The organism is Tissierella sp. MB52-C2, assembly GCF_030931715.1.
Classification (GTDB): Bacteria; Bacillota; Clostridia; order Tissierellales; family Tissierellaceae; genus Tissierella.
The window spans coordinates 2,655,909-2,673,012 of sequence record NZ_CP133261.1 but is presented as its reverse complement, the minus strand read 5'-3'; the positions used below and the strand labels follow the sequence as shown (position 1 = coordinate 2,673,012).

General features: G+C 29.5%; 22 protein-coding genes. 21 read left to right on the top strand and 1 reads right to left on the bottom strand.

Features of this window, described 5'->3' with window-relative positions:
- Positions 1 to 56 precede the first annotated feature (56 nt).
- The 16 genes from RBU61_RS13580 to RBU61_RS13505 all read left to right on the top strand — a co-directional run bounded on the left by RBU61_RS13580 (position 57) and on the right by RBU61_RS13505 (position 10,083).
- Positions 57 to 905 carry a helix-turn-helix domain-containing protein gene (locus tag RBU61_RS13580; RefSeq protein ID WP_308876005.1) on the top strand — a complete coding sequence of 283 codons (849 nt, stop codon included), beginning with the start codon at positions 57 to 59 and terminating at the stop codon, positions 903 to 905.
- Complete coding sequence (locus RBU61_RS13575; protein WP_308876004.1) at positions 906 to 1,127, top strand: hypothetical protein; 222 nt, start codon at positions 906 to 908, stop codon at positions 1,125 to 1,127.
- Between the two features lie 35 nt (positions 1,128 to 1,162).
- On the top strand, positions 1,163 to 1,888 hold the full coding sequence (locus RBU61_RS13570) for an HAD family hydrolase (RefSeq protein WP_308876003.1): 726 nt from the start codon (positions 1,163 to 1,165) through the stop codon (positions 1,886 to 1,888).
- A 152-nt stretch (positions 1,889 to 2,040) separates the two neighbouring features.
- On the top strand, positions 2,041 to 2,817 hold the full coding sequence (locus RBU61_RS13565) for an alpha/beta hydrolase (protein WP_308876002.1): 777 nt from the start codon (positions 2,041 to 2,043) through the stop codon (positions 2,815 to 2,817).
- 99 nt (positions 2,818 to 2,916) lie between these two features.
- The gene (locus RBU61_RS13560) at positions 2,917 to 3,441 is read left to right on the top strand and encodes a 2'-5' RNA ligase family protein (protein WP_308876001.1); all 525 of its coding nucleotides are present in this window, start codon (positions 2,917 to 2,919) and stop codon (positions 3,439 to 3,441) included.
- Positions 3,442 to 3,679: 238 nt separating this feature from the next.
- Positions 3,680 to 3,913, top strand: coding sequence for a hypothetical protein (locus RBU61_RS13555; RefSeq protein WP_308876000.1), 234 nt, complete (start codon positions 3,680 to 3,682; stop codon positions 3,911 to 3,913).
- Positions 3,914 to 3,925: 12 nt separating this feature from the next.
- A complete protein-coding gene (locus tag RBU61_RS13550) occupies positions 3,926 to 4,120 on the top strand; it encodes a J domain-containing protein (RefSeq protein WP_308875999.1) in 195 nt (64 codons plus the stop codon).
- Between the two features lie 79 nt (positions 4,121 to 4,199).
- Positions 4,200 to 4,727, top strand: coding sequence for a GNAT family N-acetyltransferase (locus tag RBU61_RS13545; RefSeq protein WP_308875998.1), 528 nt, complete (start codon positions 4,200 to 4,202; stop codon positions 4,725 to 4,727).
- A 34-nt stretch (positions 4,728 to 4,761) separates the two neighbouring features.
- Complete coding sequence (locus tag RBU61_RS13540) at positions 4,762 to 5,496, top strand: aminoglycoside phosphotransferase family protein (protein ID WP_308875997.1); 735 nt, start codon at positions 4,762 to 4,764, stop codon at positions 5,494 to 5,496.
- A 108-nt stretch (positions 5,497 to 5,604) separates the two neighbouring features.
- Positions 5,605 to 6,078, top strand: coding sequence for a GNAT family N-acetyltransferase (locus tag RBU61_RS13535; protein ID WP_308875996.1), 474 nt, complete (start codon positions 5,605 to 5,607; stop codon positions 6,076 to 6,078).
- 141 nt (positions 6,079 to 6,219) lie between these two features.
- Positions 6,220 to 6,441, top strand: a complete 222-nt coding sequence (locus RBU61_RS13530; RefSeq protein WP_308875995.1) for a hypothetical protein — start codon at positions 6,220 to 6,222, stop codon at positions 6,439 to 6,441.
- Positions 6,442 to 6,470: 29 nt separating this feature from the next.
- On the top strand, positions 6,471 to 6,908 hold the full coding sequence (locus RBU61_RS13525; protein WP_308875994.1) for a GNAT family N-acetyltransferase: 438 nt from the start codon (positions 6,471 to 6,473) through the stop codon (positions 6,906 to 6,908).
- A 21-nt stretch (positions 6,909 to 6,929) separates the two neighbouring features.
- The gene (locus tag RBU61_RS13520; protein WP_308875993.1) at positions 6,930 to 7,379 is read left to right on the top strand and encodes an NUDIX hydrolase; all 450 of its coding nucleotides are present in this window, start codon (positions 6,930 to 6,932) and stop codon (positions 7,377 to 7,379) included.
- A 71-nt stretch (positions 7,380 to 7,450) separates the two neighbouring features.
- On the top strand, positions 7,451 to 8,206 hold the full coding sequence (locus RBU61_RS13515; protein ID WP_308875992.1) for an MBL fold metallo-hydrolase: 756 nt from the start codon (positions 7,451 to 7,453) through the stop codon (positions 8,204 to 8,206).
- 92 nt (positions 8,207 to 8,298) lie between these two features.
- Positions 8,299 to 9,021: a metallophosphoesterase gene (locus RBU61_RS13510; protein WP_308875991.1), complete on the top strand. Its 723-nt coding sequence runs from the start codon at positions 8,299 to 8,301 to the stop codon at positions 9,019 to 9,021.
- 129 nt (positions 9,022 to 9,150) lie between these two features.
- Positions 9,151 to 10,083, top strand: coding sequence for a hypothetical protein (locus RBU61_RS13505; protein WP_308875990.1), 933 nt, complete (start codon positions 9,151 to 9,153; stop codon positions 10,081 to 10,083).
- A 43-nt stretch (positions 10,084 to 10,126) separates the two neighbouring features.
- Here the strand turns inward: RBU61_RS13505 and RBU61_RS13500 are convergent, their stop codons facing one another.
- Complete coding sequence (locus RBU61_RS13500) at positions 10,127 to 11,050, bottom strand: AEC family transporter (RefSeq protein WP_308875989.1); 924 nt, start codon at positions 11,048 to 11,050, stop codon at positions 10,127 to 10,129.
- A 234-nt stretch (positions 11,051 to 11,284) separates the two neighbouring features.
- On the opposite strand from RBU61_RS13500, the gene RBU61_RS13495 reads away from it, so the two are divergent.
- The 5 genes from RBU61_RS13495 (at position 11,285) to RBU61_RS13475 (ending at position 17,078) form a co-directional block, all read left to right on the top strand.
- Positions 11,285 to 12,235, top strand: a complete 951-nt coding sequence (locus tag RBU61_RS13495; protein ID WP_308875988.1) for an aminoglycoside phosphotransferase family protein — start codon at positions 11,285 to 11,287, stop codon at positions 12,233 to 12,235.
- Positions 12,236 to 12,324: 89 nt separating this feature from the next.
- Complete coding sequence (locus RBU61_RS13490) at positions 12,325 to 13,710, top strand: UDPGP type 1 family protein (RefSeq protein ID WP_308875987.1); 1,386 nt, start codon at positions 12,325 to 12,327, stop codon at positions 13,708 to 13,710.
- 44 nt (positions 13,711 to 13,754) lie between these two features.
- The gene (locus RBU61_RS13485) at positions 13,755 to 14,741 is read left to right on the top strand and encodes a ribose-phosphate diphosphokinase (RefSeq protein WP_308875986.1); all 987 of its coding nucleotides are present in this window, start codon (positions 13,755 to 13,757) and stop codon (positions 14,739 to 14,741) included.
- A gap of 150 nt (positions 14,742 to 14,891) precedes the next feature.
- On the top strand, positions 14,892 to 15,140 hold the full coding sequence (locus RBU61_RS13480) for a DUF2007 domain-containing protein (protein ID WP_308875985.1): 249 nt from the start codon (positions 14,892 to 14,894) through the stop codon (positions 15,138 to 15,140).
- Positions 15,141 to 15,320: 180 nt separating this feature from the next.
- Entirely contained in the window at positions 15,321 to 17,078 is a 1,758-nt protein-coding gene (locus RBU61_RS13475; RefSeq protein ID WP_308875984.1) for a serine hydrolase, read from the top strand.
- The last annotated feature ends 26 nt before the right edge of the window (positions 17,079 to 17,104 follow it).

The following is a 17,104-nucleotide window of genomic DNA, read 5'->3' as shown; positions in this document are numbered from 1 at the left end:
AGCTTATAAAATAGAAAGAGAAGCTTGACTATAAAATACGAATTGAGGGATTTTATATGAATACTGTTAAATTAACAATAGCTGAATTAAGAAAAAATAAAGGAGTAACTCAATCTGAGTTAGCAGATTTTCTAGGGGTATCATTTCAATCAGTAAGTAAATGGGAGAATGGTATAACTATGCCTGATATATTATTGTTACCAAAGATTTCAGAGTATTTTAAAGTATCAGTTGATGAAGTTCTCGGATTAAAGCCACTAAAAAATAGAGAATACAAATCACGAAGAACTGATAGTAAAGAACATTGGAATAAACAGCTTAATTACTTAAAGAATTCTAGAATAGAGTTTTGTAATTTTGATGAACAAGAAGAAATACAAAGGATGCTTAGGATAGCAAGAGAAGATAATTTTAAAATAGGAATACATTTTCCTCTAAACAAATCAAGCTATAAATATAGAGATCCTTTATTATTATCTCTTGATAAGGATGAAGTTATGGAAGCATTTGAAGCAGTTGAAAATGAGGTTAAATACGCATCAGAAATAGGAGCGGAATATTTATTAGTACATTTTCCAAAATCTATGGTAGTAGATGAAGAACTTAATTGGAGGAAATGTAAGTTTTCTCATGAAGGTGAAACCATTGGAGAAAAAGCATATGGATTTCGAGAGTTTAAAAATCAATGTAATTATATATTTAGAGGATTATCAGAGTTATCTAAAAAGTATAAGATACAAATAGTATTGGAGATAGAGATGCTCAATAAGTATTTATATCAAGGAAAATTATTAAAAGATTTATTGGAAGAGTATTCAGATTTAAAATTATGTTTAGATAGTGCTAGACTCCATGTTCTAGCTAATATAGATAGTAAATTTGATTATAGAAATTTTATAAAATAAATGGCCAAGTATACATATTTACTTCATATATCTAATATAAAGATTACTGATACCATAAAAAATGGACACCATCCAGCATTAGTAGAATTGGACACAGAAGAAGGGTGGAGTAATATAGGAGAATTTTTAAATATTATATCTACTGAAAATAAAGATATAAAGATATTATTTGAGCATAGGTCGGATATTCTAACAGAGGATGAGTTATTTTTAACTAGATAGATTACTAGATAATAAATACTATTTTGGAGGGAAATATGATAAAGAATTCAAAAGTAATTTTTTTTGATATGGGTAATACATTATTGCATTTTCATTTTGGAAAAACTGATGATGAAAAGGATACTATTGGAATAAAGTATCTTACAGAATTCCTTAAGCAATATAATTGTCAAATTGAGTTTAATGATGTAAAAGAGAATTTCTTTGATGTATGGAAGAGAGTTATGCCTTTAAGAAAAATTAATCATACAGAATATGAAGTAGAATACTATTTAAATAGTTTTTTAAAGAAGTATAATGTGGATTTGGACTTAGATATATGTATAAAAGCAATGGATATATTTTATACAGAATATCGGAACAATATCTGGATTGAAGAAAATATTCATAAAACATTAGAAAGCATTAAAGAAAAGGGATATAGAATTGGAGTTATTTCAAATTCGAGCCTTTATGATGAAGTTATGATCAATTGCTTTGAGAAGGTTAAATTAGCAAGATATATAGATATATTTACCTTTAGTTACTATTTAAAAATATGCAAACCTAAAGAACAAATATTTGAAATTGCTATGGATAGGATGAAAGTTAGTCCAGAAGAGGCAATAATGATAGGAGATAATCTTCAAAATGATATTGAACCAGCACAGAAATTAGGTTTAACTGGAATCTGGTTCAATAAGGATTTGACTATAAATGATACTCATATTAAACCTGATAATGAAGTATTTAAGCTAGAAGAGTTGATAGAATTATTGTAACAATTTTAAAATATCATATAAAATCAAATAATATCCAAGAAAGCATTGGAAACTGATGAACAGTCGCAAGTAACTCTTAAATATTGGGTTGCAGAGGGAAGAGTATACTTTTGTATCCAGAGAATGAACAATAACATGGGAGAAAACCATCTATGAAATATATAATTGAGGGAAAAGAAAATAAAATATTGTTGCTATTTATAAATGGAGGCGGTATCAGTAAATGGATGTGGAAGTATCAGAAATCCTTGGAGTATAGATGTATCTTTTTTGATTTACCAGGACACGGAGATAATTCCAATATTGACTTTACATCAATTGATGATGTATGTTTATTCCTTGTTGATTTAATTAAGAATGAATCTGAAGATAATAAAGCTGTTGTAATAGGTCTGTCTATTGGGGGACAGATAGTATTAAATTTATTGAAGTCATATAATGATTACATTTCAAAAGCAGTAGTTATCAGTGCTCTCAATAATCCAATGAAAACATATAATTTTTTGATTAATCCAATGTTAGCAATATCCACACCTCTTATTAAAAATAAAGGGTTTTCTAAATTGCAATTTAGGCAATTTGCTCTCCCGGATAATTGGTTTGAGGATTATTATAATGATTCCTTAAAAATATCTATAAAAACTCTAAAGAATATTACTAAAGAAAATATGGAGTTTAATTTTGATAAGATTGTAGCTGGAATACCTACTCTAATCTTAACTGGAGAGAAAGAACGAGGAATAATGAGAAAGTCTGCAGAAAAAACCTCTAACTATATAAAGGGGAGCAAATATTATATAGTTAAAGGTGCTGGTCACGGTATACCTTACGAAAGACCAGATATATTTAACGAGTTACTTATGAGTTTTATATCGAATAATTCTATCTCCGATTCACTGAAAGCTGAAATTTATTCCTGTACAGATTGATAATAATAGATTTCAAGGATTTATTTATTATAATCAAATAAATTGGTGAAGAATTATGTATTATATTTTTACTATAGATTAGGAGAGGAAAGATAAAATATGGTAGAGCGATGCATTATGATATTTCCTGAATTTAATAATATGAGAATCATTGATGAAATGAGAGATAAATATGATCCATTGGTAAGTCATGTCAGCCCCCATATTACACTTGTATTTCCATTTTGTAGCGATATAAGTTCAGAGAGGCTGAAAGAACATATAGAATATGTATTATCTGATATAAGCTCTTTTAAAGTAATGCTTAAAGATATTACACCAGTACAATCATTTGGAAACTATCTTTTTCTTAATATCCAGGTTGGTAAAGAAGAAATATATATCATTCATAAAAAACTTTATACAGGTATATTGGAGCCCTATTTACCAAAATGGTTGAGAAGTAGGGAATACCATCCTCATATGACAGTAGGGAAAATAGAGAGTGGGGAAGATTATGAAGCAGCAATTCTCAAGGTAAAGGATATAAATGATATTTTTGAGACTATTGTAGATAAAGTTAGTGTGGAGATTATAGATGAGAATGAAGATTCAATAATAGAGATGGAAATAGAATTGAAGTAATCTATATCGGGTTGCAATAATATTATTGGCTTCGGATAAAAGTGGCATTAAGAATGTATAAAAATGCATTTATAAAATGTGGGAAGCTGAAAAAAATTAGTCATTTAGGACTGGCTAAAAGATACTTTAAATAATTGTATGTTACGTAAAAGACTATGAAAAGATAATAGAATCATTATATGAGACTCTTGCTTGAATTTTAAGTATTAGTGAGCCTAGAAATAAGGAAGTGGTATATATGGAAGTTGGTAAGTTGAAACGTAAGCTAAGGCAATTAAAAAAAGTCGAAGATAAAATTCGCTTTGAGTATGTTGGTGAGGGGTTCTCTAAAAAATATGTATGGGATGAATATTTTTCTACAAAATCAATTGACGATATGACAGTTAAGTATCCTATTTCTAAACTACTTAATTTTCATAAGCAGGAACTAAAGGAGATTTTTGAAGAGTACTTTTACAGTGTATATTTTTGAAAGTATAAAGATATGGGTCTAGACTTTGATGAAATTCAAGATCCTAGCGTTTTAGCTTATTTTGGGTTATCTCTAGGAGCTTCTGTTGATGATATAAAGAAGAAGTTCAGAGAGTTAGCTAAAAAACATCATCCAGACCATGGGGGCAGTAGCGAGAAAATGATTGAAGTGTTAGATGCTTACAATAGATTAATAAATAAGGAGTAACTCTATTTAGATTAACTGCTTAAGAGAAAACAGCAAATTATTAAGCAACAGACTATATATAAATTGGAGAGATGATAAAATGACTGATATAAAATTGATAATTCCCTCAAAGGAACATGAAAAAGAAGCATTTGAATTTATGCAAGAATTCTCAGAATATAATTCGAAAACCTATGGAACAGGTGGGCTGTATAGATATGATAATTATGATGAATGGCTGCTAAAGATTGAAGAAGATTTGGATTTACCAAATATCCCAGAAGAAAAAGTACCTGCAAATACTTACTTTTTTATTAGAGAATCAGACAATAGAATTATTGGAATGATTAATATACGACATAAATTAAATGAGTTTCTTTTAAATGAAGGTGGTCATATAGGTTATTCTATTAGACCTACAGAAAGAAAAAAGGGATATGGAACTATAATGTTAAAATTAGCCCTACAGAAATGTAGAGAGTTAAATCTAGACAGAGTCTTAATTACATGTGATAAAATTAATATTGCATCAGCTAAAGTTATTCAAAATAATAATGGAATATTGGAGAATGAAATCTTTAGTGAAACTTTTTCTGAGATTATTCAGAGATATTGGATTAACTTATAAGCCAAGCGAAATTTAACTTTTAGGAGAGAGATAAGTGAAATATGGAAAAGTAATAGGCAGAGGTAATACAGCAACTGTATATGAATTAGAAGAAGCCAAGGTACTTAAGCTTTTCAATCAAGGATATCCGAGAGAATCAGTAGAGAAAGAGTTTAATAATTCAAGGGCAATAAGCAATATGGATTTTATAAAACCAAAGGCATATGAGATTGTTTTTTTGGAAGAGCGAATAGGTATTATCTATGACAAAATAGAAGGTGAATCTCTATTGGATTGGGTTATGAGAACAGGTGATGTGCAAAGTTGTGCCGTATATATGGCAAGTTTACATAAGGCAATCCTGCAAAATAGTATTAGTAATGTACCAAGTTATAAGGAGTTTTTAAAATATAATATAATAAATGCTCTATCGGAGAATCAAAATAAACAAAAAGAAGCATTGAATATGCTAGATAAACTTCAGGATGGTATTACCCTTTGTCATGGTGACTTCCATCCTGGTAATATATTTGTATCTGATGGACAAGCAATGGTAATAGATTTCATGAATGTATGTCATGGCGACTTTTTATATGATATAGCAAGAACTGTATACCTTGTTGAATACACGCCTGTGCCAGTAGAAGTAAAAGAACGAGAAATGCTTTTAAGGTTTAAGAAAACCCTAGCAGATTTATACCTTATAGAAATGAATGTTACGAGAGAAATGATACAAGACTATCTATCGGTAATTACTATGGCTAGAGCAGGAGAATGTCCTAACGAATAGTTAAATACAAGGTAAAATCCAGTATAAGAACTATTAGATATTGTATAGTTGAGATAATAGATAACCTAATAAAAATCGCATAAATAATATTGATAGGAGGGTTTGGTGATGAACTATAAAAAAATTGAACTCGGTGTGGGTTATACTGACAAAAAACTAGAGTCACTTTTAATACAAATTGCAAAATGGCATAATCTAACACCAAAGCTATGGAGACCAGATTATAAAGCCTCAACGGCAGATATAGAAGAAACAATACAAAGAATTTTAAATACAAAAAAAGAAGATTTGTTCCTTGCCATTACAGAAGACGATAATGAGAATGTACAGGGATTTATATGGGCATACAAACAAGAGGAACCTCAAAATACTGTTATGATTTTATCTCTGTATGTTACAGAAAATTACAGGGAGCACGGAGTAGCAACGAAGCTAAAAACATTATTAGAGGAATGGTGCCGAATTGAAGGAATTAAAGCAATACAAACAACGGTTCATTATAACAATAGCAATATGTTGGCACTAAATCAAAAACTTGGATATATGCCAGGAATGGTATCTATGACTAAAAACTTAATATAAAATGACAGGGTAATAGATGTATGGATACTAATAGAATATAGGAGTTAGTATTTAAAACAACGGGATAAAGAAAAGTTCATACTAAGAGAGTTAAGAGATGATGGGTTTTGCATTGAAGAAGAATATAGATGGAAGAATAATTTGCAGGACAAGAGACTTCATGATTTTGGAGATATATTAGGAAATAAGAATGGGATAGAGATATTTATACATATTCCAAGTAGGTTAAAATTCATTAATTTACTAGAAGAATCAGGGTATGAACTTTTGGAAGAATTTATTTGGGCAGATTTAGTGGACAAGGATTGGGAAATAAACTCGGCGCAGAAGTGTAAATATTGGATAGCGAGAGTGAAGAAATAATATATATTTTTATGATGTGGAGGTTAATGATGAACATAACATTTAAAGATGCGACAGCTGTTGATATTAATAAAGTATTTGAGTTAAATAAAAAACTTATTGAAAAACATGAAACTAATTTGAGCCTTGATTTTGAAAAGATCTTTACCTGGGTTAGGAACAAGATAGAAAAGAATATAGAAAATTATCAATGTATTTACTTTGAAGATATTAAAGTAGGCTATTATTATTTACATGATGAAGATGGGAAGCTCGAACTTGACGATTTTTTTATTTTTGATGAATTTCAAGGAAGAGGCATTGGGACAGAAGTTTTAAAACATATTGGTTTAATTGCAAAGGAAAAAAATAAAGATATATTCTTATATGTATTTATAAATAACCAAGGAGCTATTAACTTCTATCATAGAAATGGATATAAAATTGTAAAGAATATTGCTGATAGCAGATATATAATGAGCACATAATTTGTCATGGAGGTTTATGTAATGAATAATAATTTATTTCAGATAAGAGTTACAGGAGTATTAATAGAATATGGAAAGATATTATTGGTTAATCAAAAAGTATCATCTAGTAGATCATGGTCTTTGCCAGGAGGAAGACTCGAGCAAGGAGAAACAATTGAGGAAGGTATAGTTAGAGAATTATATGAAGAAACAGGATTGAATGTAAAAATAATTAAATTGTTATATATTTGTGAAAAAACTGGTTCAACACCTCCGTTACTACATATTACTTTTATGCTTGAAAGAGTTTGTGGAAAAATCAAACTTCCTACAAATGAGCATGATAAAAATCCTATTCATGATGTGAAGTTTATTGATATAGATGATTTGACTAACTATGGCTTTTCTGAACTATTTCAAGATATTATTAAAAAAGGATTTCCTAATGCAGGTAATTATATGGGAGAAAAATCTGCAATTGGATTATAGATTGGTATATATGGATGTGTAATATTTTAAGTGATGGAAAAATTGAGGGATTTCAAAAGATGGAGGTTAATATGAAAATTAACAGAGTGGGAAATAGAGGAATTTTATTTACTTTTATGGAACTAGAAAAATCTTATGATTGTGTGACTAATGTATATGTAATTAATGGTAGAAAGAATTTTATCGTTTGTGATACATACCTGGGAGCTTATTATATGAGAGAAGTAAAAGAATATCTTGAGACTAATTATGGTAAAAAGGATTATATAATATTTAATTCACATAGCCATTGGGATCATATTTGGGGTAATAGTGAATTTAGAAATTCTCTAATAGTATCTCATAAGATATGTAGAGATTTTATTGTTGAGCATGGGGGAGAGGAATTAGCATCAAATGCTATTGAATTTGCAAAAGAAGATATAGATATAGTTTTACCTAATATTACATTTGATAGTAAGATTACATTCGATGATGAAGGAATTGAATTTTTCTATAGTCCTGGTCACTCAGAAGATTCAGCTTCTTGTTATGATTTAATAGATAATGTACTCTTTGTCGGGGACAATGTAGATGATCCTATTCCTTCATATATGTGTTGGAATAACTTAGACAAATATAAAGATACATTGGAAAAATACTATTCTATAGGAGCTGATATAATTGTGCAAAGCCATGGAGATGTCATGGATAATGCAATAATAAGAAGCAATATAGATTATATTGTAAAATTAAAGGCAAATGAAAATATAGATTTCAAAAAAGAAGATGTATTAAAGAAACATATATATAATCTTGAATATTTAAATATTTGCGATAGTAAATAATAAGATGCTGAGTTTAGTAAAAAGAACTTTTCGATATCTTAATATATAATCAAATTAGATTAAGATATATTTTATAAAACATCTATATAGAGGTGATAATCATATTCTACTATATAATTGGAATTATAATTATAGCTATAATATCTATAGTTATTTCAGGTACTCATTCAGTTAAAATAGAGCATATAGAAATACAGAAAAAAGTACCTTCTAATTTTAGATTCATTCATATATCTGATATTCATAATAAAGCAAAATTTATTAATGGCAGGATTAGCAGTATTATAAATTCAACAAATCCTGATTTTGTAGTGATTACAGGAGATTATTCAAATACTCAAAAAAAGCTGCCTAAAGTAATAAAAGAATTAGGAACTATAAAGCAACCTGTACTTATGGTACTGGGAAATTATGAAAGAGAAGAGCAAAAGAACCTTTTTATGAAAAGAAATATATCGTTGGACAAGTTGTCTAATGAAATTAGCAAGTACGATAATCTAAAGCTATTGATTAATGAAAGCTTAATATTAACGATAGGAGAAACAAAAATCTTAATATATGGCTTCGATAATTCTGTATATGGAAACGAAAAGTATGACATTGGGATTGAGAAAATAAGCAACGATTATAAAATAATATTAGCTCACTCACCGAATATAATTAATACAATAGAATCTAAAGAAATAAGTTATAATCATATTCTTGTAGGACATACACATGGAAGACAGATAAATATACCAACTTTATATAAAACGGCATACGATAGATTTCATATTGGATGCAAGAAAATTAAAAATAATCAATATTTTCCATAAGCAGGGGGTTAGGTACTGTAAGAATACCATTAAGAATTAGAAGTGCCCCTGTGATCGATGTATATGATGTAGTGAATGGATAGTAAGGAGTAAATTTATTAGTGAGACTAGATGGGAAGGAGATATTTGATGGATATTGCTTTTATCGATGCTTTAAAACGATGCGACATAGAAAGTATAAAAAAAATTCCTAAAGGTGATCTTCATAATCATGCACCGAGAGGTGGAAATGTACGCTTTATTGAAAAGTGGGCAGGAGTCCAAATTCTCCGATTAAATCAGAAATTTTTAGATCTTGGGGATATGCAGAGATGGTATGAGAAAAACATTAGATATCATTGTCAGGGGATAGATGGTTATGAAGTTCGAATTAAGGGCGCATTTCAGCAGGCAAAAGATGATGGGGTTACTAAGCTTGTTTTGAGTTTTGGGTTAGGGGAAGAAGCACTTTATGGTTCTTTACCAAACTTTATAAAGGCTATTTCAAGTATTCATAAAGAAACTGCACCGGAAATTGAGTTTATTCCTGAGTTAACCTTTGATAGAGGGAGTAATGTAAATTCTATATTGCATTTGTGTGATGAATATTTTAGTATGAATTTCTATAAATCAATTGATATCTGTGGAAATGAATTTGCGCAATCAATAGCAAATTTCAAACAATTATATCGTTTAGCGAAATCATATGGTATAAAGCTTCGTGCCCATGTAGGAGAGTTTGGCGATGCAGATTCTGTTAGAGAAGCAGTTGAAGTATTAGAACTAGATGAGGTACAGCATGGGATATCTGCGGCAAATTGTAAAGATACTGTTCGCTGGCTATCCGACAATCATATTACCCTAAATATCTGTCCAGCTAGTAATATTATTCTCAGTAGGACTCATGATTATAAAACCCACCCTATACGGACTTTATTTGATGGTGGAGTAAAAGTAACAATTAATACTGATGATATGTTAATTTTTGATGTGAGCATATCCCAAATGTTTTTAGATTTTTATAAAGCTAATATTTTTACTGTAGATGAATTAAATGATATTCGAAAAAGTGGACTTACATAATAGAAAATTATCTATGATTTTCAATATTATATCAATACCAAAGCTACATTATAATTTTTAATAATATAGGTACCGTAATTAAGGATAATAATGTAGTTACAGATACTAGAACGGCAGCATATTCCTTTTCTTTATTAAAACTTTCTGCAAATATTGAAGTCATAGCAGAGGCAGGCATGGCAGTCATAATAATTACTGTATAAACAGCCTTTGATGTATCTCCTATTAACAGGGATATAAGGTATATAATCATTGGAATGATAATTAATTTGGTAGCTATGCCATAATACATAGTCCAATCTTTTAGATGATTTCCTATTCTCACATTTGAAAGTATAACTCCAATAATAATCATAGACAAAGGACCTGTAATATTTCCTATGCTTTTCATACTCGATGATATGGAACTAGGCAATTTAATATTAAATACCATAATTATAATACCTATAAAAACTGCTATAATTGATGGATTTAAAAGTACATTTTTTATCTCTGCCTTTAATTCCTTCTTCTCAAAATTACCTTTGAATAATATAAGCCCATATGTCCACACAAATATTACGAAAAACATATTGAATATAGATCCATATATAATACCTTCTGCGCCATATATAGAATTGAGTATTGGAAAACCAACATAACCTGTATTAGTAAATACATTAGCAAAATGTAATATTGTTTTCTTATCATTCTCTACTGGCAATAGGAGTAAGTATGAAACAGCTATCATTATTATATAAGCTATAAGGCTATAATAAAATGTCTTTATAATATTAGATTTAATAGTATTGTCATATGTAAAAATAAAAGAAGCAGCAATCATGAAAGGTAATGCTATCTGTATAAGAATATCCGTTAATCCTTTATTCATTTCTGAAGTGATAATTTTTTTCTTACTTCCATAAACACCCACTAAAATCATGATAAATAGAGAAAAAACACTGTCTATTATAGCCGATATTTTCAAAGGAATACCCCCTTTTTATTTAGATATTAATCATATTATGTTGAATGGATATTTTTGTTACAAAGCGGCTTGTCAAAGAGAATACGAGGCACTTAACTCGAAATATATTCTAATTGTCAAAATTTATTTTTGAGAAAAGAAGGAATGGGGAGAGATTTGCAGAATAAGTAATATAGGAAAATTATTATAAGGTTTAGTGAAGTTAGATAAGATTAGAAAATTCAGGGGGAAAATATGTTAACTATAGATTTAGATGAATTAAGAGATAAATTAAAACCAATTATAGGAAGTGTTGATTCAATTGAACCAATTGGCAACCATAACTTACAAAGACACCTAGTTTATAAGTTATCATCTGGTAGCAAAAAACATGTAATTAAACTTTATTATAAGAAGAATAGGTGGAATAGAGAGGTTGCAAGTCTAAAGATTTTTACAAATACAGAAGCTTTAGTTCCCAAGATTGTTGATTATGGTATATTTGACAATGGATTAGAATGGTTAGTATATGATTTTATTGAAGGAGAGTTATTGAGTCAAGTAGCTGAGAGATTATCATTGAGTAATTTAAAGGAGATATATTATGCCATGGGGAGACAGCTAGGTATAATTCATTGCCATAAAGAATTTGATTTTTTCGGAAGCATGGATGAGAATGGCAGGAGTATTCAAGGCTTTACTACATATAGAGAGTATTTTGAGGACTTAATGAGTAGAATATTGCTAGAGTTGTATTCATTTGAGCATGAAAATTTAGCATTACTAAAACAAGCTGAGACTCAATTGAAATCAATGTACAGCATACTAGATGAAGTAAATAAAGCTACTCTATGCCATAATGATTTTAGTCATAGAAATATATTAGTCAGTAAAATAGATGGTAAGTACTGCTTAAAAGCCATAATAGATTTTGAACAAAGTGTACCAATTGATATAGATAAAGAATTAGTTCGAATTTATTTACCACTTGTTGAAAAGAATAAAGTATTGGCAGGGAGTTTTAAATTAGGTTATGAGGAATTTGGAAATATTAACCTTATTGAATTAAGTTTAAAGAAAGATTTCTATAATTTACATATGGGACTAGAAATTTGTGCATGGGCTAAAGAAGTTAATTATGAATACTATTTAGAGGGAACCAAAATTTTAGAAGAAACTATGGGGAGACTGATGGAGTATAAATAAAAAAGTTATTCAAAAAAATGAACATTTTTAGTTCATAATTATTCATATAAAACAAGTCTTTATATGAAACTATATTGGAGGGTTAAGGTATGAAGGAAAAGATACAAGAAGTAGAGAATATTCTATGTAAATATGGTCAAGAACATCTACTAAGATATTTTAAAGAACTTTTAGATGAAGAGAAAGAAAATTTACTGGATCAAATATTATCGATTGATTTTGACCTTATAGCCTCTTTATACAAGAAAGCAATAAATCATGAAATGAATGAAAATCAACAAGATTTACAGCCACTTAAAGCAGATGAATGGGATGCTATAGCCAACCAAGAAAAAGAACAGTTGTATGATATTGGAATTAAAAAAATTAAGGATGGTAAAACTGCTGTAATTCTTCTGGCTGGAGGACAAGGAACAAGACTAGGTTATTCAGGACCTAAAGGAACTTTTGATATTTATTTGCCGTCCCATAAATCTCTTTTCCAATTACAATGTGAACGTTTAATAAATATATCAAGAAAATGCGGTACATATATCAATTGGTATATCATGACTAGTCATGTGAATCATGATGAGACAGTGCAATTTTTTGATGATAACAACTATTTTAATTATCCTAAAGAAAATATTACTTTCTTTAAGCAAGGCATGCTTCCTGCAATAGATTCTAATGGTAAAATATTTCTCCAAGAGAGAGGCAAAGTGAGTATGTCACCAAATGGAAACGGTGGTTGTTTTTTAGCACTTAAAGATAAAGGCATACTTACAGAAATGAAGAAGAGGGGTATTGAGTGGATATTTATTAATGGTATAGATAATGCCCTTGTGAGAGTAGCAGATCCTTATTTCTTAGGTTTTGCAGTTAAAACGGGCTTACCATCAGCAAGCAAAGTAGTACCAAAAAAAAGCCCAGATGAAAAAGCGGGAATACTTTGTTATCGAAATGGACGACCAGCTATAGTTGAATATTCAGAATTACCTGTAAAACTAGCACAAAAGTCAGATGGCGATGGAAATTTAATATATGATAATGCTAATATAATTAATCATCTACTAAAATTAGAAGTCATAGAGGAGTTTTTTAATTATGAAGTTCCATTTCATGTAGCCCATAAGAAAATTCCATACCTTGATATTAATGGGAATATTGAATATCCAAAGGAACCTAATGGATACAAATTTGAAAGTTTTATATTTGATATTTTTTCTTATGTATTTGATATGGCAGTACTAAAGGTTAGGAGAGAAGAGGAATTTGCTCCAGTGAAAAACAAAGATGGTGAAGACAGTCCTTTCACTGCTAAAAATCTAGTATTGGACTTACAGAAAAATTGGTTGATAAATAGTGGTATTAATTCTAAATTACTTCATGGAAAAACAGTTGAAATATCTCCTTTAAGTTCATATAATGGAGAAAATATTGATAAAGAATTAATAAGGGATAAATTACTCAGAGCTGATACTATATTAATATAATATGGTCATCACTATCTTTAGAAAAATAGCTAGGGGGTTTTAGAATGAGTAGTGAAATAAAAATTTTTAGTGGTAGTTCAAGTAAGAATTTTGCTCAGAGGATATGTGATTATATAGGAGTTGAGCTTGGTAAATCTGAAGTAATCACATTCTCAGAAGGTAATACATTTGTTAGGATTGGAGAGACTGTGAGGGATAAGGATGTATATCTTGTACAATCTATAGGATTGAATCCAAATAATGAATTTGTTGAAATCTTGTTTTGGATGGATGCCTTTAAAAGAGCAAGTGCCAATTCAGTAACAGCAATAATGCCATATTTTAGCTATGCAAAAGGTGATAAAAAAGATGAGCCTAGAGTATCTATAAGGGCAAGGGTATGTGCAGAATCAATAGAACTAGCTGGAGCAGATAGGATAGTCACAATGGATTTACATAGTCCTCAGATCCAAGGTTTTTTCAAGAAACCAGTAGATCACTTATTTGCATTGCCAGTATTATGCGAGTATATAAAAAACATGAACATAGATAATTATGTTATTGTTTCTCCCGATGCGGGTTATGCAAAACAGGCAAGGGAGTTTTCACGTCATCTTGGTGTTTCGACAGTAATAGGAGATAAGACTAGAAAGGCTCATGATGAAAAGGCTAAAGTATTGGAACTCATTGGAGATGTTAGAGATAAAAATGCAATAATAGTTGATGATTTTAGTATAAGTGGAGGAACCTTAGCAGAATTGGCAGGATTTCTGAAAGAGAGAGGTGCTAATAAAATATTCGCATGTTTATCTCATATATTGCTCGATTCAAAAGGAGTAGAAAAGATAGAAAATAGTCCAATTGAAAAGGTTATAAGTACAGATACAGTTGTAAATCCATATATTCAGGATTCTAGTAAAATCGAAATCATATCAGTTGCCCCCCTTTTTGCAGAGGCTATTTTAAGGATTCATAATAGGGAATCTCTGAGTATGTTATTTGAACAATTGCCAAATGAAGTTATTAGGGCATCACTTTTAAAGAAGCGATAGGAAAAATATTATTTGACTGACAAGGGGATAAGTTAGAATACTGGAGAATATTTATGAAAATACGGCTTGGCTATATGATATTGGATTTAAAAAATTATATTTTGGAATTAATTATGTCAATCTAGTATATAGAAAGGATAGGTGAGTTCCATGACTAAGAACAAAGATGATTTGGAAATAGTTCTTTTAAGAAGCACAAATAACAATTATGAGTTGGACTTAATCAAAACCCTGCTAGAAGAAAACCAGATTCCATATTTATTAAAAGAAAAAGGAAGTGGACAATATATGAGAATAATTGGTGGATCATCTATATATGGAACAGATATATTAGTAGAAAAATCATTATTTGAAAAGGCAAATAATATTTTAGAAGAGTTTTCTTTGGAGGATGAATAGTAAAATAAATCCGATTTCTATCGGAACGTTTATTTTGGATAATAAAAAGAATATGAAGATTTAGATATGATAACTGATACTAGAGATGACATTGCAAACTTTGGTATTCTTTGGTAATCTATACTAAGATAATTTTTTATTCAAATAAATCTAAAAATCATTGAAATGGAGGGATTAAATATGTGGAAAAGATTATTATCAGTCGTATTAACTATTACCTTAATATTTGGTATGACAGTTACTACGTTTGGTGCTTCTGAAGACATTGATATTTCGTTAAATGGTAAAGAAGTATCTAATGAGACATATGTAAATGAAGAGGGAAAAGTGATGGTTCCATTACGTCAGATATCTGAGGAACTAGGTTACATAGTTACATGGGACAATGTAGGAAAGAATGTTACGATTTCAAATGAATCTAATACTATTAAACTAAAAGTTGGAGAAGCTAGTGTCATTAAAAATGATAAAAATATCAATATGGAGACAAAGAGTATTATCAAGGAAGGTAAAATCTTTGTACCTATAGAATTATTTAGCAATGCTTTAGATTTAATAGTAGGATGGGACAATAAACATCATGTATTAAATATAAATCAACCTATGGATAATATAGAAGAGATATTTACAATGTCTGATGATGAAGCAATCTCTAATAAATTAGATACTTATATGAAAGCTCTGCAAGAAAAACAAAATTTTAGCGGGAGTATTTTAGTCGCTAAAGAAGGAAATATACTTCTTAATCAAGGCTATGGATTTGCAGACATTGACCAAGCAACTATGAATAGATCACAAACTAAATTTGCTATTGGGTCTGTTACAAAGCAATTTACAGCAATGGCAATTATGCAGCTAAGTGAAAAAGGTTTAATAAATATGGAGGATAGTCTTTCAAAATATCTTCCTGATTTTCCAAATGGTGAGTCCATAACTATTCATAATCTATTGACTCACTCATCTGGACTTGCAAATTTTACTGATTTAGAAGAGTTTTATACATTGAGTGTAAATAAATTAAATCCTATGGATATATTAGATTTAATAAAAGATAAGCCGTTAATGTTTAAACCTGGTGAGAGCTTCAGCTATAACAATACAAACTATTTAATATTAGGTATTCTAATAGAAAAGTTATCTAATATGTCCTACGAGGAATATTTACAGAAGAATATACTTACTCCTATTAATATGAATAATACAGGTATATCCTATGGTAAAAACAATGGATTACATGATGCGACTGCATATTCTGGACATTTAGAAGTAGCTCCTATAGATGATGAAGTAGTGTTACGTGGGACTTATAGTGCTGGAAACATGTATTCAACTACTGAAGACTTATATAGATGGAGTGAAGCTCTAAAGACAGAGAAATTAGTAAAAAAAGAGACCATGAATCAAATATTCACAGAGCATATAGATATGGAAGAGGCAGGAAGTTATGGCTATGGATGGATGATCATTGATTCTGGAGTTGGAAAGATGATTTTACATGGAGGTAATACATTAGGATTTACTTCCGATATAGTAAGGTTTACGGATTTAGATATGACTATTGTGATCTTATCAAACAAGGGCTATTATGATACAACCACATTAACGAATACATTAACTTCTATAGTCTTAGGTGGTTCTTATGAACTACCAGCTACCTTAGTAGAAATTGAAATAGAAGATACAGATTTATATGATAATTATATAGGAGAGTATGAACTAGCCCCTGAAGCTATTTATACTATTACAAGGGAAGGAAATAATATATTTGCTCAACTTACTGGACAAGGTAAGTTTGAAATATTTCCATCTTCAGAAAATGAATTTTTTTACAAGATAGTAGATGCAAAGATTACATTTGTAAAAGATGATAATGGAAATGTAACTAATTTGATATTACATCAAATGGGACAAGATATGCCTGCAATGAAAATCAAATAGAACTGTTTTTTGACCTTTTGCTAGAA